We start from the raw sequence: 21970 nt of genomic DNA, 5'->3' as shown, positions 1-21970 counted from the left end.
CGATTTGAACCAAACAACCAGCAGCCCTTATTGCCCTTCACAAAAAACGGAGACAGCATAATCTCAGACAGAACCTTCAGCAACATGTATAATTAAAGTAGAGAAAGTCATCAAAAATAAACGAGACGAGGAGTGGAGCAAAGATGAAGAACCATTGTAAATGCGGCAAGAAGTTAACTGGCAATGAAAAAAGCTGTCCGGACTGCAAACGCAAAAAACAGCAAACTTTAGATTCCTTGGAAAAATTCGTTAAATACGGCAGTTTTGCTTTAGCAGGCCTATCATTAGTTTTAAAAATTGCGAAAAGTCGACAAAGTTAGCAGTGATCGACTGAGAACTTTAATAAAAAAAACGCCGTAATGGCGTTTTTTTTATTCGTCTACAATCGTACTCTCCAACTGCCAATTGACCGTACCAGTATACGTCCCCGGTTGAATCAAATCAAAATCAGGAACAAATCGTAAATAGCAGTTGTATTCATTTAAAGCAAGGGCCAAATCAGCCTCGCTGTCGGGAAGCTGCTGAAAAAGGATCGTTTCTTCTTTCGTAACTGTTGCCACCAAGTGATCGTCGAGCGGATCATAGATCACGAATTGGACTTCTTCTGCCAACTGCTGCTGGTCTTGCAAGAAATCAGTCATTTGCCCACTAAGTTGCCAAGTCCCTTCACTGCTGTTGCTGATAGACAGCAGTGCCGAGGTTTGATCAAACGAAACAGGAAGATAGGCAAAGCCATCACTTCGGATCGATCGTGCGAGCTCATTTACATTGATTGTCGGTCCGTTGATCGACTCCGGCGCACTGAGAAATTGTACACTGCCTCGAAAATCAATGCCATAATAATGGGTTTCTGATTGATTTCCTTCTGCATCGATCACAAAAGCAGCAAGATAATAAGTGGTGCCCGGCTCCAGATTCGCGGTATCTCGTTCCAACGTGTATGTAAAGGGATCTGCCAATGTGGCACGCTCTATCTGAGCTGTTTCTAAGAAATCTGCCTCCGTCACCGTCTCTGCTTCCGTAAAAAAATCCGTAACATACAAGCGTGCTTGCGTTGAATTGCGGTCATCGATGGTAATCGGGGTAAAGCACAAACGGTTTTCCCGCACGATCTGCTGGGTTTCTTTCGCTTCTGCTAAGGTAGGCACACCCGTTGTCAGCGTGGGCGGAAACACACCGGTCATCGTGTAGGAATGCGTCTCAGGGCTGCCAGATACGAGACTCGATACAAAGGCATTCCCTTGGAAGGTCGTCTGCACAGGCACCGTTTGATTCAAGTTCTCATTGAGCGGCGCCCCCGTATAGGTAATCGAATAGTGGATCAGATAGTCATTCCCTTTGGCTAATGCAGGTAGGGTCGCGACCAACTCACCAGCTTCAACGCTAAAATCAATCGGCGTGCCGCCTTCTGGCATACCATTTACCATCAAATCAGGACCACCGAAATACACTGTCTCATCGACTAAAGAAAAGCCTTCTGGGAGAAACGAACGCAGCTTGATGCCTGCTTCCAACTCCGTTAAATCACTGGTGTCCTTATAAGAAAGATACGTGGCATAAGTAATTGTTTTTTGCGCATCAACGACTGGTGGTTGACTCAGAGCTGTCTCAGTATCTAGCAACAGCTTGTTGGGGTCACGTTCAAATACGCCTGTACGCAATTCCATATCGACCAAGCCTTCGACATCAATGAATGCCACTGCTTTTTCTTGGACATTTCCACCATTAGCACCAGTAAAACCAAAATAAACCGGCGCATTGTTGGTCAAGTTCACGTTCGTTTTGAACGTATCATCCACGGGTACCGTGACATCGACCCCAAAATCTGGGACAGAATAATGCAAGGTTTGATTGGGCTGATCGAAAGTAACGGTAAACGTATGCCACTGGCTATCAGAAATCTTGGTGACAGCGACAGGATCAAGATGGTTGACGACCTTGTATGTCGGCAACCAACCTTCTGTCGTATAGGCTTCATTTGAACCTGGGAAATTCCATGCGATATGGTGGCTATTGGGGGCATCGCGATCCATGGCACCATGGACCCCAAAACTGCCAGAATTATAGAAGGTATCAAATTCAATCGCAAAGCTTTGCGGAATCGCACCTGTATTCAGAGGATCCGTCCCCCCCGTATTGGACCAGACACCAATCGTTGAGCTTGCTTGTTGCGCGAGTGCATTTAAGCCACTGCTTTGCATAACAAAAGCTAAGCCATCGCTATCAGCAGCTGCATTTTCGATGCAAAAAGCCATTTCTAAACGAAATGATTGGGTAAAAGAAACCGCTTTGTTGAACCAAACGCCTCCACTGATATTTGATGTCACGCCATCATTGATCTGAACATAATTATAGCCATCCGATCCTTGCGGAGAACCAGCTTGACCCACCGTAGTGATCAAGGTTTCATCGATCGGTAATGTCGCAAAATCCGGCTCAACGACGGTAGCCTCCACAGATGCGTTTCCTGTATGAAATAAGGCGATACCTAACAAGAAGAAAAGTAAAAAACGTGTCGTAAGAAATTTTTTCATCGTCATCCTCCGCTTTGTTTGATCAAGTACTTAAATGAAGTCTTCTCATTCCTGCTCTGTTGTTTCCTTTGATTTTTTTCGTCGCAAATACATCAGGAGCAATAGACTGGAAATAAGCAGGAGAATGACCACTGCAACAATATATACCCAACGGTTGCTGTGAAGAGAGCCTGATCCCACGATCGTTTTTCGATTGATCGTTTCAGCTTCTGGGCGAGAAACAGTGACGCTATCCTCAAAAACCCACGTTCCACGTGGGGCACTCAGCTCGATTTGAATGTGGTAGGTTCCCGGCTCTACGATTTCTTCATCAAACGCGCTATAAAGATCCAGTGTAGAGTTTGGGCCAAATTGAAAACTTTCTGCTGTAAATCCCCCCACAACGCTGTCACTGTCTTGCTCACGAATCACAGTCTTAACAGCAATCTTCCCAAAAGCCACTGGCTGATCATTTTCAATGCGGCTTTTTAGGGATGCGATGCCGTCTTTTTCTACCGCCTCACTTTCGATCAAGGAAAGTTCAGGATCAGGTAGCGCATCTAACTGCTGGCGAAGGCGGACACCTTGGACGATTTTATAGGTTGACGTAAGACTTGTTTCCTCCGCTTCTTGCCCCTCCTTTTGTTCTTCTTCAAAAGAAAAGGCACCTAAGATTTCACCTGTAAAACGCTTGTCATTCATTGAAAGAGGAAATACCACTTGGCGTGTTCCCCCTGGTTCAAGCTGAATCATTTGATTTGGTTTCTTTATCAAGGTCGTGAAAGACACACCGCCAAAATCCTCTGCTGTTTCGGCTGCCTGATAAGCGATGATCCCAGTAGCAGCTGTGTAACTATTCAGTGCGGATGCTTGTATCGTAAGGGTTTCCGAACTCGTGTTATGAAGGGCAACGGTCAAGTTCTGTTCGGTCTCATGATTTACCAGTAAGTCGAAATAAGTGACGTCACTGACTTGATTTTGGGGAAGTTCAGGGGTTACAGTGAACCGTGTGGTCTGTGCATGACCGGTGACTTTCGTAACGCAACACAAACTGATAAAAAAACTAATGAGTATGAAACACTTGATTTGTTTTTTCATTGTCGCCCTTTCTTTCCTACTCTGCTTGATACGTGTTCGCTAATGTCCAAGTGATCGTGCCGCTATAAGTGCCGCTGTTCACATTTTGCTTCGGTACGGTTAATGAAGCATTGGAAAAGTTAAAGTCATTGGTTGCTAAGCCAGTTGTGCCATTAGCAGAAGCAATCAGCGTTGGGTCTGTTGCCCCTACCATCAATTCGGTGCCCGCGACTAGCGCTGCATCGCCAGAAGCCGTTGTACCATTCAAAGTGACTTTGGCATTTGCCAGCTCGTTATCGCTCGCATTCGTCATTTTCGATAATTGCGCCGTCAACTGCCAGCCAGCTTGATTCGGCCCACGGTAATCTGTGATCGATGTCACTTCATTCGACGTTGCTTGAATCACTTGTTCATCGGTAGCGATCTCTTGGATACTGCTTGTACCGAAGTTAAAATTAGTCACCTGATCCAGTGACAAGATTCCTTGTTCGATCGTTAGCGTTGCTTGACTCGTCATTGAAGCCGTTGGATTCGCTTCTGCTGCAGCTGCCGCAGTCGGCGCCATTCCTAAACCCATTCCGACCAAACCTAACATTACTGCCTTTTTGTTCATTTTCATCTCTTCCTTCATTTTTTTTAATGAGAAACCGAGGTTAATCGAAAAAAACAGCTTTAAAAAATAATAATTTAATTGGTGTTTTTTCATTCTATTCTCATCTATCATAAGTATAATCCATCATGGTTATCATACGGTTCACAGATTTAGCGTAAAAAAAACGCCAAAAAGGAGAATCCCTTATGTATCGAGAATTCATTTCTCCCGCAGAAGAAAAGAAATTAGAGATTTTCAAAGTTGTCTGTAATTCCAATGGCGTGACATTGGTCCAACTGTCAGAAGTTTTGAACATCCCACAAAAAAGTCTGCAAAAATATATTTATTTTTTAAATGAAGATTTGCAGCTGCTCTCCCCTCACCTGCTTCTATCAAAAAATCATTACAATCAGTATTTTGTTGAGCGAGCATATGATGATGAACCTTTCTATGCAAAATTGATGTACCATTATTTGCTCAACTCCACACAATACACCTTGATTCACTACTTGATTGGGCGCCCGCAAATGACCTTGACGCAATTATGTTTGGATTTGCATGTCAGCCAATCGCATATGTATCGGTTGATCAAGAAAATCAACCAACTATTGGACAAATTTCAAATCCAAATTCGAACAGACCTGAATAACCGCATCGTTCTTGCTGGAAAAGAGCTAGATATCCGTATTTTCACCTACAGTTTCTTGACTCAAAGCGCGCCAGCTGACTTGTGGCTATTGCCGAGCGTTTCCCATAAAAATGTCGAAGAGTTTACAGCGTTCTTTGCTGTTTCTCACTTTGATCCGTTGACGAAAAATAAACTCGCTGCATTTTGGCAAGCAGTGGTCAGCCGAACGATCCAGAAAAAATATTTGCCAGCGATCCCTGAAAAATACATGGGATTGATGAATTTTTATTGTTTTTTACCAGAGGAAATCCTCGAATCGCTTTTTTTGAGTGCCGATTATGCCACAGAAAAGACGCTTCAGTCAGAATATCTTTACTTAAATTTCTTTTTGCATGTCTTTTTGCCAGGGGTGATTCCCCAAGCGAAGAATCAAGCGATCATCCAAGAGATCAAACATTCTGATACCGATCTTGTGCGCTTTTTCACTGCAATGATCAAAGATTGGCACGATACCTTTGCTCCAAGTCAGGAAGTCGCCGAATTTGAAAAACTATTAAGCAGCTGTCTGCTGGTCTTCAACCTATCGATCATTATTGGTATCGATCTTCTGGAAGTGTGGCAACTCGAACACCAACTGTTGACCGAAAACACTCCTTCGAAAGACAAAACCTATGAAGCAATCTGCAAGCTTTTACTGACCCATGTTGAAAGGTATCCATTTGCTGACTTGGACAAAAAGTATTTTGAACAGACACAGTTGCCTTATCTTGCGCATCTCTTGTTTTTAGAAACACAGATGAATACGCCCCCGACCGTGTCGATCTATATTCAAACGACGATCCAATACCGCACGAAGCAAATGATCGAGACAAGGATCCGTTCGATTTATTCCAAAGCTTCAGTGACTTTTGTTAACCAGATGGAAGCAGCCGATCTTTTGATCACCGATAGTTATGAAGAAGTGATTTTTTCCGAAAAATTAGTCTTACTGTCTAACCTGCAAGCCGAACAAGAGTGGGCAGCCGTTTTTGCAAAGATCAATCAACTGATGATATCCAAGATGTTTGCCAAACAAGGAAAGTAAGCTGCCGATTCCATTTTCATCCCCAAAAAAAGCCCGAGCATCTTTGCTCGAGCTTTTTTCCTACAAATTTATCCAGGGATTGTTAAGCGAAGAAGCTACCACCCGTTACACTGTACACTTGACCAGTTACATAGCTTGCTTCATCAGAGGCTAGGAAAACGTAGACTGGTGCTAATTCGACTGGTTGTCCAGCACGTTTCATCAATTCTTTTTGACCAAATTCTGGGATCGCAGATTGTGGTTGGCCACCAGAAATTTGAAGTGGCGTCCAGATTGGACCAGGCGCAACGGTATTGACCCGAATGCCTTTTTCACTTAATTGCGCAGCTAGCCCTTTACTAAAGGAAGTAATGGCACCTTTCGTGGCTGCATAGTCTAAAAGATGGGCGCTTGGTTCCGCACTTTGGATCGAAGTGGTCGTGATGATGCTTCCACCAGCTGGTAAGTAATCCAATGCTTCTTGGACTGTCCAATACATCGAGATGATATTCGTTGTAAAGGTGTCTTGAATTTGTTGCGTAGTCAACTCTTTGATGTCCTTCACTGCTTGTTGCATCCCAGCATTTAGAACCAATGTATCTAACCCGCCTAATTCTTTGGCTGCTTCATGAACCAATTGACGAGCGAAGGTTTCATCTTTCAAATCTCCTGGGATCAAGACTGCTTTGCGTCCAGCTTTTTCAATGACTGCTTTGACTTCTTGCGCGTCTTCTTCTTCAAAAGGAAGATAGTTGATTGCAACATCGGCGCCTTCTTTGGCAAAAGCGATCGCTGCTGCTCGACCAATACCAGAATCACCACCGGTCACTAATGCTTTGCGTCCAGCTAATTTGTCTGAACCTGAGTAGCTTTCTTCCCCGCAATCAGGTACTGGCTGCATCTTTCCTTGAATCGCCGGTGCTTCTTGCACCTGTTTTTCAAATTTGCCATCATAATACTTCGTTAACGGATTGTTGATTTTTTCTGACATGCTCGTTTCCTCCTTGATTATTTCTACTTCTTATTTGTCATCGTTTATTATGACCTTACTTAAAAGTGTAAAGGAAGATGGAGGGAATGAGAAACGAAACGCTCACCAGAAAAAAAGCATCCGTAAGAAAACGGATGCTTAGTATAACGAAAAAGCTGCATGACTCAGTAGTGAGAACGCCCCCAGGCATCTCATCATTCTGCTGGGAAATCGTAGTGAAGTTTCTGTGTGCAGTGGTTGATTTTGCTACTTTTCTAGCAGTTCGAGCAGTGCCCGACGAAAGGCCTCCATCTCCTTTGCGGTCTGTAGAAAAACATCGGGATGACTGTGGTGGCTGTCGATCATCCAGCGTTTGGTGTCTGTAATATGTGCTGAAACTTTCTAAAGTAATAAAAAGCATGCTCGTTTTCTAAAAAAAATGCTGTTTATTCGCGGTACTAAAAACATTAGCGGGTCTTCACATATCCTTCTGATTATTAACTATTTTTTTCACAACCAATGGATATTATTTTAAAAAAATGAATATTTACGTTATCCTTTTACTCAAATAAGAAAGAATAAGGAGAGATAAAATGATCCAACTTGCTCGCTTGATCTTTTGGGTACCAGTCATCTTTTTTTCGTTAGGTTTGGTCTTCCTAACAAAACGACTGCCGCGTTTCACATGGGTTTCTCTAACGATCACTGTTTCTTTGATCATCTTTGTTTGTAAAATCTTAGAATACTCCTATGTCATGCCAGATATGAAACTAACCGTTTATTTTATGGGTTTCTTGATTTCTGCTAGTCTGCTTGGGTATATTTTTTATTTGCGTAGTAGAAAACGTTGACTGCAGCTGCGCCTGACTCGCGCCAAAACGCCCTCTTAATGCCTTTTGACTATAACAAAGACGATCTATACCTATGAAGCAGCTCCTTTCATCCCCTTCGTAAGGATTACGGCTCATGATCCCCTTTCGAGGGGATTTTTTTATTGTTCATCCTCACTCATTCTTATTCAGTTTACTTTGATGAAAAAATCACTTTTCGCCGATCACGGCATGCCAAGCCTTTCTCTCTGATTCCTTTCGTTGTGACACTTGCGATCCCAAAGAACACATTGTCTTCCTAAACAATTAAATATATAATGAAATTGTAAATTACCACATCATAACAAAGAATCATCAAATCTCTTGAAAGGAGCGTTTCCTATGAGCTGGCTGACCTTTGTCGTCCAACCACTGACCCTGTTGTTTTTTCTTACAGTATTCTCTCTTGTCTATTTGATACCCGAATCCTTTGTGCCTAAATTAAAAATGAAAAAATGGGCGTTGACTGTTTCATTGATCTTTCTAGCATGGCAGCTGCTAACCCCCTTTCTCTTCTTTTTTTACTGAGCACATCAAAAAAGCGGCTCTCACAAAAGAGAGCCGCTTTGGTTTAGTTTTTAATCCTGTAACAAACTACCGCCATTGGTGGCAATGACTTCTTTGTACCAGTAGAAACTATCTTTGCGGGAACGGTCAAAGCTGCCGTTTCCTTCATCATCCGCGTCTACATAGACAAAGCCGTAGCGTTTCGACATTTCTGACGTGGAAGCCGATACTAAGTCGGTACAACCCCAAGGCGTATAGCCCATCAATTCCACACCATCTTCGATCGCTTCATACATTTGTTCGATATGCGCCTTCAAATAATCGATGCGATAGCTGTCATGGATCGAACCATCCTCTTCCACCGTATCCAAGGCACCTAAGCCGTTTTCAACGATAAACAACGGTACTTGGTAGCGGTCGTACAAGTTATTCAAAGTCACACGCAAGCCGATTGGATCGATTTGCCACCCCCAGTCAGAGGCTTCCAAGTAAGGGTTTGATTCGCCTAAAGAAAAGTTGCCAGCAGTTGCTTCGCCGCCTTCTTCAGGATTGTGGCGAGCAATAGAACTCATGTAGTAAGAAAAGGACATGAAGTCGACAGGGTATTGCGCAAGAAGGTCTAAATCGCCGTCTTCGAAGGTCACTTCGATGCCATTTTCTTTAAAGAAGCGCTTCGTATATGCGGGATACTTCCCACGAACTTGGACATCAGAGAAGAAGAGATTCTCGTGGTCACGCTTGATTTCTTCCATCACATCTGCTGGATTTGGTGTAGCTGGGTAAGCTTGCATTCGTGCCAACATCATCCCTACTTTGATGTCAGGATTGATTTCGTGGGCAAATTTTGTTGCTAAACTAGAAGCCACAAATTGATGATGCACGGCTTGATACATGTCAGAAAGGTTTTGTGTGCCGTCTTCGGATAACAAGGCACCACCAACATAGCCAGAGATCCCCATGATATTGATTTCATTGAAGGTCAACCAGTATTTGACTTTGTCTTTGTAACGGGTCAACACGGTTTCTGCGTATTTGACGAACAAATCGATCACTTGGCGATTTTTCCAGCCGCCATAGTTCAACGCGATCCCGATAGGTGTTTCGTAGTGAGAGAGGGTCACTAAGGGTTCGATCCCGTATTTCGCACACTCATCAAACACATTGTCATAAAATTGCAAGCCTTCTTCATTTGGCTGAGCATCGTCACCATTTGGAAAAATTCTTGACCAAGCGATGGACAGACGGAAGGTTTTGAAGCCCATCTCTGCGTACAAGGCGATATCTTCTTTGTAGCGATGGTAAAAATCTGACCCCCAACGTTTTGGATACAAGCCTTCTTTGTCATTTAAGGCAAACAAAACTTTTTCCCGTGTCATTGGTGCAGCAAATTCTGCCATGTTTTTGCGGTCTTCTGGTTTGACAGCGATCGCTGTATCGGATGTCGCTGGACCACGTCCGCCTTCGTTCCATGCTCCTTCAAATTGGTTGGCTGCAGTGGCGCCGCCCCATAAAAAGCCTTTTGGAAATTGTTTTTCTGTCATGATTAGCCTACTTTCTTTTTCTTTAATAATCGACACAGCAGATCAGCAAGAAAGCATTCTTACTGATCCAGCGACGTGCCGTTAAACGCATTTATTTTACGACTTCGATCAAATCGTCCTGCGCTGTTACTTCTTTTGACTGTGTCGTTTGGATGTCACTGTAGTCGTTAGAGTTCGTGACGATGACTGGTGTCAGCAAGGAATAGCCTTCCGCACGAATCGCCTCTGTATCAAAAGAAATCAATTTTTGACCAGCTTTGACTTTGTCTCCTTGGTTGATGTAGGCAGTAAAGTGATTGCCTTCAAGTTCTACCGTATTCATGCCGATGTGGATCAATAGTTCTGTTCCATCTTCTGTCACTAAACCGATGGCATGTTTTGTTGGAAACAAGATTTTGACTTCTGCATCTGCTGGCGCAGTGATTTCACCGATTGCTGGTTCAACTGCGATCCCTTTTCCCATAGCACCTGAAGAAAAGACTTTGTCTTCCACATCTGCTAAAGCAACCACTTGACCAGTTACTGGGCTTTTGACTGTTTCATCTTTGACGCTGGCAGAAACGGTTTTTGCTTCTGGCGCTGGCGCTGCTGGTGTTGCTTGACCGTCGACTGGTGAATCAACAGTTGTATACAATGTTGGTACTTTCAACAACATCATGATGATAAATGACGCTACGATTGCAATCACTGTACCGATCGCCAAGTGGATCACACTATGGAAGCTGCCTGTTGCTGGATCAATATATGCAGGATACAAGAAGATACCCATACCACCCATTGCATAACCAGTGACGTTAAAGATTGACAAGTAGATACCGACGAAACCTGAAACTAAACAAGAAACGATAAATGGTGTTTTCATTGGCAACGTGTACCCATAGATCGCAGGTTCAGTCACACCGAAGATCGATGAGATCAATGCTGGCATTGCGCCTTGTTTGACTTTTGGTTCTTTCGTTTTCAACCAAATCGCTGCTAACACACCCGTTTGCGTGAAACATGGTAGCACAGCTGCGGTCAAAATAATCGAAGAGCCGTTTTGCGCCATATCCATGATCGCCAATGGCACAAGACCCCAGTGAAGACCAAACATAACTAATACTTGCCATAATGCCCCTAAAGCAAAGCCGTAAATAATTGGGCTGAAATCGTACACTGCTTGGAAAGCAACACCGATCCAGCTAGAGGCTGTATTTGCGACTGGACCTACCACAAAGAAGGTCAACGGCACAGTGATCAAAATCGTTACAAACGGAACCACAAACATTTTGACTACGTCAGGTGTGACTTTGCGCATAAACTGCTCAATTTTTGAAGCGACAAAAATCGCTAAAATAATTGGCAATACGCTGTTGAAGTAGCCGCCTGCTGGTAAGGTCAAGGTTAGACCGAAGACTTTGCTCGCTTCAGCCACACTTTCTGCTAAGCCAGGATAGACCATCGCCCCTGCGATCGCTAATGCTGTATAGGTGTTCATCTTGAATTTCTTCGCTGCAGTGACGGCTAAGATCATTGGTAAGTATTGGAACAAACCATCGCCTAAAGTATTCATTACTACATAGATACCATTGGTCGCTTCCATCCCAGTTGCTGCCAGCAACGCCGTGATCCCTTTTAAGATACCGGCTGCCGCTAATGGACCTAAGAACGGTTGGAACAGGCTTGAGATAACATCGATAAAGCGGTCAAACAAGCTGCCTTTTTGCCCGTCGCCTTCATCGATATCAAGACTGCCACCATCGGCTAATCCGCCGACTTTCAACACTTCATCATAAACATCTGGCACATGATTGCCGATAACGACTTGGTATTGTCCGCCTGCTTTGACGACGGTCACGACACCGTCACGTTTTTGCAAATAATCAGTGTCCGCTTTGCTTTCGTCTTTTAAGTGGAACCGTAAGCGAGTCACACAGTGTTTTACAGATGAGACATTTTCTTTGCCACCAACGTGGGCCAAAATGTCTTGCGCTAATTCAGTATATTTTGCCATTTTGATTGCTCCTTTTTTATTGGTCATTTAATAAAAATAAAAAGACCAGACATTTCTACAATAAACAAGCATGAGAGACCCCCTAAAAAAAGAGTGACGGGTTTCCTCATCGAGTATTGTAAGAAAGTGCAGGTCTTGCCAGCCGAACTGTAACGAATCCATTTCCATTCTTAGGTTAATTTTGAGTGAGCAGCTAAGTTACCGATATGCAGAATCAAATACATCAATTCCATATCGTTGACATGCCAGCCCTTTTGTTCAAATAAGTATTCTTTGATCGAATCTGCGGTTTCTTTTTCTTTTGGATAGCTGCTGAAGGCCAAGGCAATCATTGGATTTGCCAATACTGGCTCTTCTTTTTCTTGACTTTGTCGAATTAAATAATAGCGAATGTGGGTCACGAACCGTTGGAAGTAAGAAGAATTCTCATCAAACTCGATGTTCATGCTGTACTTAACGATCCGTAAAATATTGTTCGTCAACTCGGTGTGCTCATAAGCACTTTGATTGGCGCTTTTTTCAATTTGCGCATTGACGAAATGCAAAGTGATAAACGCAGCTTCTTCTTGTGAAAAATCGGGATACAGCTCTTTGCGGATCAACTCGACCGCTTGGACACTGACCGCATATTCCTTGGCATAGATTTTCTTGATTTCCCAATGCATGGGATTGGTCAAAACAATTTCTTGCTTTTGACGACTGATGGCAAACAAGATATGATCCATCAGTGTGAAATAAACATTTGGATTGAAATCGGTTCCAACACTATCCCGAAAAAGACGCACGATTTCATAAATGACGGCCATTTGTTTTTCGTCAGCCTTTGTCATGACTTTCGACATATGTTCCACTGTCAAATCATCTTCTGGATAGTATTTTTTTTCGATTCGCTCAGCTGGAATCGGGTCACCCGGTTTCGTTTGAAAGCCGATCCCTTTTCCCATTAGGATCACTTCAACTTCATCTTCTTTTGAAAGTACAACATTGTTGTTGATCCTCTTGATAATCTTCACGAACGATCCTCCTTGATCAGCATAGCCCGTAAAAACGTTGCATCCTTTGACGTCTATGCAGAAGGTCTTGTATTTTTTTCTTTCTCTGACGTGCCGTTAAGTGACGAGGTGATTGACTGCTCCAGAAAGTGTTGCAGGCTATCGTCAAACCTAGCTGGCAGTTCATTGCGTTTACTTCTCCCCTCCTTTGCTGATCAATGACTGGACCTTACCTTGGAACCGGTTCTTTTTTTAGCTATTAGAAATAATGGAGCAAAAAAAGAAGACCAAAGCAAAAAAGTGTACAACCCAAGAAACTTTGGGTAATCAACGCACTTTTTTCCTCTGGTCTTGCCTGCCGAACAGTAACGAATCCAGTAATGAGAACACTCTCATGTTCCGTTGAGATAATAGTACTCATTCTAAGAAAAAATGTCAACACTTTTTTTGCAAACGTTTTTCTTTTTTCCTTTTCGGCTTTGTTTCACTCTTATTTGAAGTGGATTTTTTACTGATAGTGAGAGATTTTTCTGTATAACCCCTCTGTGACAACTCTTGCAGATTTTATCCAACAGCACACAACAAAAAAAAACCGTAATCTTCGTACATTACGGTCATGGCTAGAAGGATGATGCTTTACAAAAAACGATCAATCACAAAGAATCAAAGAATTGGGGAAGGTCTGGTGCATGACAGACATTCAATGTGACTGACCGCTTTTAGCGATTCATGCGCTTCATGACTTCCACAAACGAAAAGGTGTCTTTGAGAGGGGGAAGCAATCAAATAACCTTTCGATTCTTCAAGATGTTGCTCGATCCTGCGATAAAAACCGCAGAGAGCGAGGAATATGCTGTTCCTATCATAAAGGAAACAGTCACAAGACTTATCATTGAAAGGTCAACGATAAGGTTTCGCAGAAAAGGCAGTACTAGTTTTTAAATGGGTTGATTTCCCAAGGGCCGAATGGTTCAAATTCCATGAAAAACTACCTCCTTTATTATTTGCTATACCTTATTATATTTGATAACATGTTATTAAAATCACATTGTTCAGAAATGCGTCACAATTAAGGAGGTCCCCCATGAAACAGCAAGGCTCTTTAATCAAAAAACTGCGCACAGATCGCAAAATCTCGCAAGCCAAGCTTGCCGAAGGTATTTCCTCACGTACCACCCTTTCTTCATTCGAAAATCGTAAAACAAACCTCTCTTCACAAACCCTGTTTGACTACTTAGACAAAATGAATATTACGGTTCATGAGTTCAGTCTGTTGATCGACAGCGAAGCCACGGATCAGAAACGTCAGCTAGTGCAAGATTTCTATACCCGTTACTATGAGCGAACACTGACTCTCGACTACTTGACTAGCCTGGAAAAACGCTACTTTGAGACACAAAATTTTTTCTATTATTCTTTATATGTCCAAGGATTGCTGCTGCTCAACCGTGAATCATTTCTGATGAATCAAGGAGCTTACACCCAAGAAGTCGAACTGGTAAAGCAATACTTGTTTGATATCGAAACCTGGGGGCGCTTTGAGTTAAATTTATTTTCAAATTTGTTATTTATTTTTGACCAAGAAACGATCAGTTATTACTTAGATCATGGGATCAAAAAAATCCTTCACTACGCCAATGATCCATTTTATGCAAATCTGTTAAGTGTCGTGATCTTAAACGGCTGTGCCTTTGCCAGCGAAAATAAAGATGCCTATCTACTTAACAAGTTTCTGCTTTTGTCTGAACCGCTACCCAATACTCCTCTCTATTTTTATTTAAAAATCCATCAAGTGCTGTATCAGGAAATATACTCGTATTTGCAATCCGCTCAGTTGAACAAAGAGATTCTAAAAAACACCTTAGTCGTTATTGAACAAGCCGGTTACCAGAACCATAAAGACGATCTCCAACAGTTGCTTGCTGCTGTTACCAATCGTGCGATTTAGCCGCTTATTAAATGGGCATTTATGTAATGCTATCTAACAAAAAAAGCTGATCTTCCAACGGAGCTCAGCTTTTTCGTCAATGTCACTCCAACCCGCCCACGAAACAGCCGCTCGAAATGAAGGGGTCAACATTCGACTTGCTTCTTCCATCTGCATGGACCAAGAAAAAACCAGTTAGGTTTTAATCCTAACTGGTTTTGTTTGGCAAAAGCAACGAGCATGCTGCTGCCGATTCATTTGTGTAATTTACTAACCGATTAACGAGATTCTGAAGTCACACCGATGGTTGCCCATGGGTTATGATCGGCGTCAAATGCCCAGGTAAAGTTTGCGACACGATCAGAGATCGGTAATACTTGGTTACGATAAAGTGTTGGAATACCAAACGCTTCTTCCAACATATATTCTTGCCACGCATCAAACGCTTCTTTACGTTTTTCTTCATCAAATGAGTCATTTGAATCGATGGCTGCCAACAATTCTGTATTGCGATCAGACTCATAACGAGTGTAGTTAAAGGCAGAATTTGGTCCCCATAGACCGGTTGGAGACGGGTCGGATCCTGTTCCCCAAGCAGCTAGATAAACATCGATGTCTGGATCATCATTTTTCAACTTGTCGTAGAAGGCTTGGAAGTCGATCAGACGCCCTGTTGAGTACTGAACATCCAAACCGATTTCTTGCCATTGTTGAACATAGTAATCCGCCAATGGTTGGGCAGTTTCTCCACCTGCCATTGAAGCAAAATTGATGGTCAATTTGTTGCCATCTGGATCTTCACGGAAGCCGTCGCCATCTACGTCGATAAAGCCTGCATCATCTAGTAATTGATTTGCTCTATCTAAATCTAAATGGTATCCTTCAAGCTCTGAGTTGTGCAATGAGCCATAAACTGGCGGGATCAGTGTGCTAGCATTTGAGCGTAAGCCATAATAGAAACGCTCACCAATCGCATCATTGTCTACTGCATAGCCCATTGCTTGACGTAACGCTTTATTTGCCATCTTTGCATCTGGATTGTATTCGACACTATTTGTTTCTTCATTCCAAGTGCCCAATTTGAATCCAAGGTACGTATAGGATTGTTCTGGACGGCCTAAAATTTGGTATCCATCAGTATCCGCATAGGAATCGTAAGTATCAGTAGGCATTTTCAGTGCAAGATCATATTGTTTAGCATTCAATGCTTCATTGATCGATGCGGAAGGAACGCCACGCATTACAATTTTATCTAACGATGGTGTAGCACCGTAATAATGCTCATTCGGAGTATATTCAACCGTCTCTCCTGGAACAATGTTACTCATTTGGTAAGGACCAAAGCCAATTGGGTTGCTACGAACAGGATCACTAGATTCCATATCTGCAACTTCAATGCCTTCAAAGGTATGCTTTGGTAACGCCGAATACCAGACACCACCACCTAGTTGCATCATTCCTGGATGCATTTCTTTAAACTCAACTTCAACAACTTTATCGCTGACAGCGGTAATTCCCGAAATCGTATCTGAATCTCCATTGTGATACTCTTCCATTCCGACCACATTCGTAAAGGTATTATCATAACGGATTCCTGTATAGTCTTTGTGACCAATTACTTCATATGAGAAAATAACGTCTTCGGCTGTGACATCTACCCCGTCTGACCACTTCAAATCATCTCGTAAAGTGATCGTTGCTATGTTATTCTCAATATCTAAATCAAGATCAGCCGCTCCACCATCAACGATTTTAAAATCTGCATCTCTTAAAAAGAGCTGTTCGTGACTTGGTAACATAAAATCATTGTCATAAGTATCTTGATAGAACTCCCATTGGAACAATCCTTGGAATTGAGTATCCATGACGACTGCCACATCCAATGTACCGCCATCCATTACTTCACCATCGTTCACTACTGCCAATGGCATAGTACCGATATCTGATGCTGCAGCGTCTGATGACGACTCTCCTGTATCTGTCGAACCTGTTCCACCTCCGTTACTTTGTCCGCAAGCCCCTAAAACAAGCGCTGCCAATAAAGTAATCATGCCAAACTTCGTTTTCTTCATACTCTTCCTCCTTATTTAAATCCCTTCCTCGTGATTCAGTGATCACTCGATCTTCGAATAAAAAAACCAAGCAAACAGTTTTTTTTATCTTAAAATGGCTTTTTTATTAGAAAATCTGAACGAGATTAACTAAATTATAACAATTTTCGTAAAATTCTTTCTGTCAATAATTTCACCGATTGATGAAATTATTGAAAAAACGGCGATTCTCCTTGATACATCGCCGTTATTTTTATTCGCATTTTCTTAAATTTTTCTTTTTCTCCCTTTTTTGGTTCTCATTTACCTTGTTCTCCCGCTGCTTAAAACTGTCAAAAAATACTTTTTTGTCGCTAAAAGGTGTGATACTATGAAAAAAAGGAGCGTTCAATGAAACTATGGCAGATAAACGAGTTTTCTTACAAACAAAATCGAAACCCTTTGCACCTATCTCACAGCTCTTAACCCAGCGCTTGCTTTTGGCGTATAGCATCGTCTTGATCCTCATTGGCTTGGTTGCTTCCCCTCCTCAAGCTTTGTGGCAAGGCTCGCTGGCAATCTTAAATGCCCCCAGCAATTTGATTTCTGATTATTTTGCGATCGGCAATCTTGGAAGCGCCTTTTTAAACAGTGGCTTATTGACATTGATCAGTATCCTCCTTGCGAAAAAGCAAGGAACGATTATTAGTGGACCAATGATCGCTGCTTTTTTTACCATATCTGGCTTTTCTTTTTTTGGAAAAAACATCTTTAACTCGATTCCCATTCCACTTGGTGTCTATTTATACTCTTACATACAGCAACGCCCCGCTACACAATATTCACTGGTTGCCTTATTTGGCAGTGCCGCCTCGCCGGTCATTAGTTACTTAGCATTCGGTTTAGGGTTGCCTTTACCCGTCGGGATCGCTTTCGGTTATGGCATCGGTCTATTGATCGGTTTGGCGCTCCCTCCTCTAGCAGCACAATTTTTACAATTCCACCAAGGTTTTTCTTTGTATAATATCGGATTTGCTGCTGGCATCATCACTATGTTTTTCACGAGTTTTTTACGCCTGTTCGACTTAGAAGTCTATTCAAACAAACAGTTGACGACGGAGTATCACTATTATCTGACTGGGTTCTTGCTCATTCTTTGTCTTGCTATGTTTCTTATCGGGTATCTTCTAAATCAGCGATCCCTCAAAGGCTTGCCTGAGCTTTTTCAAACGTCAGGGAAATTAATGACGGACTATGTCACGATTTTTTCCCTTGGGGTCACGATGATGAACATGGCGATGATGGGGATGTTGATGCTGTTCTTTGTCTTCTTCTTACAAGGCGAACTATCTGGTCCCCTTTTAGGCGCAATATTGACCGTGATAGGCTTCAGTGCATTCGGGAATCACTGGAGAAATAGTTTGCCTGTCATGGTTGGGGTGGTTTTAGCAACCAAGGTCGGTTTGACCTCTGATGTATCGACCTTCAGTTTATTGCTGACAGCGATCTTCGGCACCAGTCTAGCCCCCATCAGTGGGTATTATGGTCCAGTTGCTGGCGTAATCGCTGGGGTGGTCCATGCAGCCTTGGTCACAAATATCACCTATTTACATGGAGGATTGAACTTATACAATAATGGCTTTTCCAGTGGATTTGTCGCGGCAGCAATGGTACCATTGTTAGATGAATACCAGCAAATCAGAAGGCGGAGAAGAAAATGATTGAAAAAGAACGGGCACGGCGAATCGTCGATGAAGTGGTCACCTACTTTTTGTCCCATGACTGTCAAAAGATAATAAGTGAGATGGCCTTTGAAGCAGAGGGGTTTAAAGCAGTTGTGCAAGGTCAATTTCCAGAGCAGCCCTCTGATTTAGAACATTTTATCGACATGCTCAACACACCAAGAGATAGCACGTTAGAAAATTATTATGTGGAGCTGTTAGGCGGTCATCAAACGATCCATGAAGAAAAAGATTACTATCTATTAGGATTAATGATCGACGAAGCATCCATCATGTACGAGGATGAGCAATTGATCGTTGAATTGTATCGCAAAAAATACAATTGAAAAGCCCTACGCAAAAAACGTTTCTAAGCGGTGACCTTCACCCTTTAGAAACGTTTTTTGTTCGTTTGTCGTGACAAAAATGAAAGTTTATTGATAGATTTTTCACACTACTTTTCAGAAAACCAGCGTTATACTTTCATCATAATAAAAAACGAGGTGACCGATAGATGAAAAAACTTCTGATTGGACTTGCAGCGCTCCTCCTCATAGGGTTCGGCGCATTGCAAGTCGCACAAACCGTCATCATGGGCGGCGACAGCTACTATGTCCAAATCACCACAGATGGTGAAAAGACGACTTCTAAGGATGACAATGGGAATGTCTATACGCAATACCATTACGAATTGCCAGGGTATGATGAGAACGGCAAAAACAAAACCCTTGATTTCAACGGTTTCCAAGAACGACCATTGCGCAAAGAAGCCTATTTGAAGCTTACTTGGAATGAAAAAAAAGGGGTAACTGGCTATGAAGAGGTCAAAGAAAAAGACATCCCAGCCAAAGCATTAACCCAATTAAAAGGAGCGTAACGCAACGATGGAAAAAATTATTCAAGCAAATGAACTGACCAAAGTATACGGAAAAGCCAACGAAAAACAAACCGAAGCCTTAAAAGGTATCAGCTTTGATATTGAAAAAGGCGAATTCATTGGGATCATGGGGGCTTCTGGCTCAGGGAAATCCACCCTACTAAACATTCTTTCAACTTTGGATCATCCGACAAAAGGTGCCATTCGCATCAACAATAGCGATATCACCAAACTAAAAGGCGATGCCTTGGCAGATTTCCGCAGCCGTGAAATCGGCTTTATTTTCCAAGACTTCAATCTATTAGAAAACTTAACGGCTTCAGAAAACATCGCTGTGCCGTTGTCTTTACAAGGAGTCAAACCAAAGATCATCCAACAACGAATCAAACGAGTCGCAGAACGCTTGTCCATCACACATATTCTCGACAAATATCCAGCAGCGATCTCTGGTGGACAAAAGCAACGGGTGGCAGCCGCTCGAGCCTTGATCACGGAACCAACGATCCTTTTCGCGGATGAACCGACAGGTGCCTTGGATTCAAAAAGTGCGAAAGACTTATTGAATATGATGGACGACTTGAATACCAATGACCAAGTGTCGATTTTATTGGTCACTCATGATCCCCTTTCTGCCAGCTATTGCCAACGTATTTTATTTATCAAAGACGGAAAGATCCATCAAGAAGTCAAACGTGAGGATCAAAGCCGCGAAGCGTTTTACCGCCAGATCCTTGTCATTCTAGGAAACTTGGAACAATAAGGAGGAAGAACACATGCTTTGGAAACTATCACTTACCGGGATCAAAGCTCGGTTGAAGGATTATATCGTCCTCTTTTCTGGTTTAGTCATGGCTTCAGCCATCTTTTATATGTTCGAATCAATGGCGAGCAATGAAGCCTTTTTAAAAAGCAACTCGATCATCAGTATGGTGGTCTTCGTCTTTCGTTTTGGCTCGGTCCTCTTAGGGATCATTACCTTTGCCTACATCTTATATGCCAATTCTTTCTTGATGGCGATGCGCCAAAAGGATTATGCCATGTTTATGATGTTAGGAGCCAAAGGACGAAAGATCGCCCAAATGATTTTTATCGAAACCTTTATGGTAGGTATCGTTGCCACCGCCGTCGGCTCTATCTTAGGGATCGGCTTAGCAAGTGGTGTCAATACTTTGCTAGTCAATCAATTAAACTTGCAGATCACCCATTATGCAGCATTTAGTCCAGAAGCATTGATCGTAACCGTCGTCTTCTTCTCGGTTCTCTTTTTGATTGCTGCCATCTTCAATGCATGGGCAATTGCCAAAAAATCGATTTTAGCATTATTACGAGAAACAAGCACGCCGGCACAAGTCAAACAACGGCCATTCTTGCTCTTCTTGCAAACCATTTTAGGACTTTGTTCCTTAGCCATCGGCTATTATATGATGAGCGATTTGATGACCTTCCAATTGATCGGGATCGGCATCGCCCTTGTCACGATCGTTCTTGGCACATACCTAGTCTTTCGTTCGGTGATCATCGCTCTTTTATCCCTATTAAAGAAGAACGATACGATCGCGTTGAAAAAGTTAAACAATTTCACCTTGTCACAATTAAGCTTTCGGATTCGTGAGTATACCCAGATGCTTTCGATGGTGGCGATGCTTTTTGCTCTAGCATTAGGTGCCTTAACGGTTGGTCTTGGCTTTAAAAACGAGATCCCTATCTTGGCAAAAACTGTTGCCCCTTATGATTTGTATTTGAACAATGCCCAAAACGCCTCTGACGAAAAAGTCAATGCGTTAAACCCGACCCTTGATGTGACCTACAGCATGAAAGAAACAGATGACACCATTTATTACGTGAAGGAACAATTCAACGAAAACAACTTGCTCAGCTCCAGTATGGATCAGTTGAGTGTCGATGTCACTTACAACAAGCTGACTGGCGATCAATTAGCTTCTGATGTGACCGCCCAAGACCAATTGCGTAGCTACCTCTTACCAGAACAACGAGGTAAGGAGATCCAAGTCGTCGATCAAACCGCTTTTGGTGCGGTCAATGCATCGGAAACCAGCTTGCGAATGGTACAAGTCAAAGACTTCCAAGCAAGCTACGATGGGCTGCGTGATTTGGCGCAAGCAAATCAAGACGCAAATTCTTCAGAAACCGCCGATATGAATTTCTCACAACGGGTCTTCGCCTACGACAGCTATAATGGGATTTTCTCTGGTTTTGAATTTATGGGCTTCTTCCTGGGTATCGCCTTCTTGACGATGTTAGCTAGCTGCCTGATGTTCAAAATTCTTTCGGGGGCAAACAGCGACATCCAACGTTACACGATGTTGAAAAAAATCGGTACCCGCACGCGTTTACTGAAAAGCTCGATCCGCAAAGAGATCGGCGTGCTCTTCCTAGTTCCTGGTATCTTAGGAATGATCCATGTCTTGTTCGGTCTAAAAATGTTCACCACCTTGATGATCGATCCGTACCATGACCTATGGCTACCTTTTGGCATCTTTATCGCCCTCTACGCCATTTATTACGTGGTGACCATTGGGTTATACACCAATATTGTTTTAAACCAAAAGAAAAAATAACAATCACTCTCTGAATTGCTCAACGCAAAGAGACCATCAAGCCATAAAGGGCATGATGGTCTCTTTCATTTTTTCTTTTTTTCTCGGACAA

17 protein-coding genes are annotated in these 21970 nt (G+C 42.6%); 9 read left to right on the top strand and 8 right to left on the bottom strand.

The genetic code is table 11. The annotated features are described in order from the left end of the window. Positions 1–371: 371 nt before the first annotated feature. From IGI77_RS06655 to IGI77_RS06645, 3 genes are read right to left on the bottom strand one after another with little or no spacing between them, the layout of a single operon-like run. Positions 372–2534 carry an L-type lectin-domain containing protein gene (locus IGI77_RS06655; RefSeq protein WP_438769753.1) on the bottom strand — a complete coding sequence of 721 codons (2163 nt, stop codon included), beginning with the start codon at positions 2532–2534 and terminating at the stop codon, positions 372–374. A 45-nt stretch (positions 2535–2579) separates the two neighbouring features. Next, complete coding sequence (locus IGI77_RS06650) at positions 2580–3611, bottom strand: DUF916 and DUF3324 domain-containing protein (protein ID WP_438769751.1); 1032 nt, start codon at positions 3609–3611, stop codon at positions 2580–2582. A 16-nt stretch (positions 3612–3627) separates the two neighbouring features. Next, positions 3628–4296, bottom strand: coding sequence for a WxL domain-containing protein (locus tag IGI77_RS06645; protein WP_438769750.1), 669 nt, complete (start codon positions 4294–4296; stop codon positions 3628–3630). Positions 4297–4388: 92 nt separating this feature from the next. On the opposite strand from IGI77_RS06645, the gene IGI77_RS06640 reads away from it, so the two are divergent. Further along, positions 4389–5894, top strand: a complete 1506-nt coding sequence (locus IGI77_RS06640; protein WP_438769749.1) for a helix-turn-helix domain-containing protein — start codon at positions 4389–4391, stop codon at positions 5892–5894. Positions 5895–5976: 82 nt separating this feature from the next. On the opposite strand, the gene IGI77_RS06635 is transcribed toward IGI77_RS06640, so the two are convergent. Then, positions 5977–6864 (bottom strand): SDR family oxidoreductase, encoded by an 888-nt coding sequence (locus tag IGI77_RS06635; protein WP_005225682.1) that lies wholly within the window; start codon positions 6862–6864, stop codon positions 5977–5979. Between the two features lie 572 nt (positions 6865–7436). On the opposite strand from IGI77_RS06635, the gene IGI77_RS06630 reads away from it, so the two are divergent. Beyond that, positions 7437–7694, top strand: a complete 258-nt coding sequence (locus tag IGI77_RS06630) for a hypothetical protein (protein ID WP_005225681.1) — start codon at positions 7437–7439, stop codon at positions 7692–7694. A gap of 360 nt (positions 7695–8054) precedes the next feature. After that, positions 8055–8240, top strand: a complete 186-nt coding sequence (locus IGI77_RS06625; protein WP_086294970.1) for a hypothetical protein — start codon at positions 8055–8057, stop codon at positions 8238–8240. A 50-nt stretch (positions 8241–8290) separates the two neighbouring features. Here the strand turns inward: IGI77_RS06625 and IGI77_RS06620 are convergent, their stop codons facing one another. The 3 genes from IGI77_RS06620 to IGI77_RS06610 all read right to left on the bottom strand — a co-directional run bounded on the left by IGI77_RS06620 (position 8291) and on the right by IGI77_RS06610 (position 12766). Then, positions 8291–9760 carry a glycoside hydrolase family 1 protein gene (locus IGI77_RS06620; protein WP_096741354.1) on the bottom strand — a complete coding sequence of 490 codons (1470 nt, stop codon included), beginning with the start codon at positions 9758–9760 and terminating at the stop codon, positions 8291–8293. Between the two features lie 91 nt (positions 9761–9851). Further along, positions 9852–11753, bottom strand: a complete 1902-nt coding sequence (locus IGI77_RS06615; RefSeq protein WP_010747921.1) for a beta-glucoside-specific PTS transporter subunit IIABC — start codon at positions 11751–11753, stop codon at positions 9852–9854. 170 nt (positions 11754–11923) lie between these two features. After that, the gene (locus IGI77_RS06610) at positions 11924–12766 is read right to left on the bottom strand and encodes a PRD domain-containing protein (protein ID WP_005225677.1); all 843 of its coding nucleotides are present in this window, start codon (positions 12764–12766) and stop codon (positions 11924–11926) included. Between the two features lie 1063 nt (positions 12767–13829). Here IGI77_RS06610 and IGI77_RS06605 point away from each other — a divergent pair. Beyond that, positions 13830–14693, top strand: a complete 864-nt coding sequence (locus IGI77_RS06605; RefSeq protein ID WP_142964412.1) for a helix-turn-helix domain-containing protein — start codon at positions 13830–13832, stop codon at positions 14691–14693. A 257-nt stretch (positions 14694–14950) separates the two neighbouring features. Here the strand turns inward: IGI77_RS06605 and IGI77_RS06600 are convergent, their stop codons facing one another. Beyond that, positions 14951–16744: an oligopeptide ABC transporter substrate-binding protein gene (locus tag IGI77_RS06600; RefSeq protein ID WP_438769748.1), complete on the bottom strand. Its 1794-nt coding sequence runs from the start codon at positions 16742–16744 to the stop codon at positions 14951–14953. Positions 16745–17121: 377 nt separating this feature from the next. Between IGI77_RS06600 and IGI77_RS06595 the strand changes: the two genes are divergently transcribed. From IGI77_RS06595 to IGI77_RS06575, 5 genes are all read left to right on the top strand, one after another. Then, positions 17122–18423 (top strand): DUF1576 domain-containing protein, encoded by a 1302-nt coding sequence (locus tag IGI77_RS06595; RefSeq protein WP_270787609.1) that lies wholly within the window; start codon positions 17122–17124, stop codon positions 18421–18423. After that, on the top strand, positions 18420–18770 hold the full coding sequence (locus IGI77_RS06590) for a hypothetical protein (RefSeq protein WP_010747917.1): 351 nt from the start codon (positions 18420–18422) through the stop codon (positions 18768–18770). The genes IGI77_RS06595 and IGI77_RS06590 overlap by 4 nt, the downstream gene beginning before the upstream one ends. Before the next feature lie 167 nt (positions 18771–18937). Beyond that, positions 18938–19300, top strand: a complete 363-nt coding sequence (locus IGI77_RS06585) for a YxeA family protein (protein WP_074536882.1) — start codon at positions 18938–18940, stop codon at positions 19298–19300. Positions 19301–19307: 7 nt separating this feature from the next. Beyond that, positions 19308–20060 carry an ABC transporter ATP-binding protein gene (locus IGI77_RS06580; protein ID WP_005225671.1) on the top strand — a complete coding sequence of 251 codons (753 nt, stop codon included), beginning with the start codon at positions 19308–19310 and terminating at the stop codon, positions 20058–20060. A 13-nt stretch (positions 20061–20073) separates the two neighbouring features. After that, a complete protein-coding gene (locus IGI77_RS06575) occupies positions 20074–21879 on the top strand; it encodes an ABC transporter permease (RefSeq protein ID WP_438769747.1) in 1806 nt (601 codons plus the stop codon). Positions 21880–21970: the final 91 nt, after the last annotated feature.

It is taken from the genome of Enterococcus sp. DIV0213h, assembly GCF_051711285.1.
GTDB lineage: Bacteria > Bacillota > Bacilli > Lactobacillales > Enterococcaceae > Enterococcus_D > Enterococcus_D casseliflavus.
This window is presented reverse-complemented; position numbering and strand designations above follow the sequence as displayed.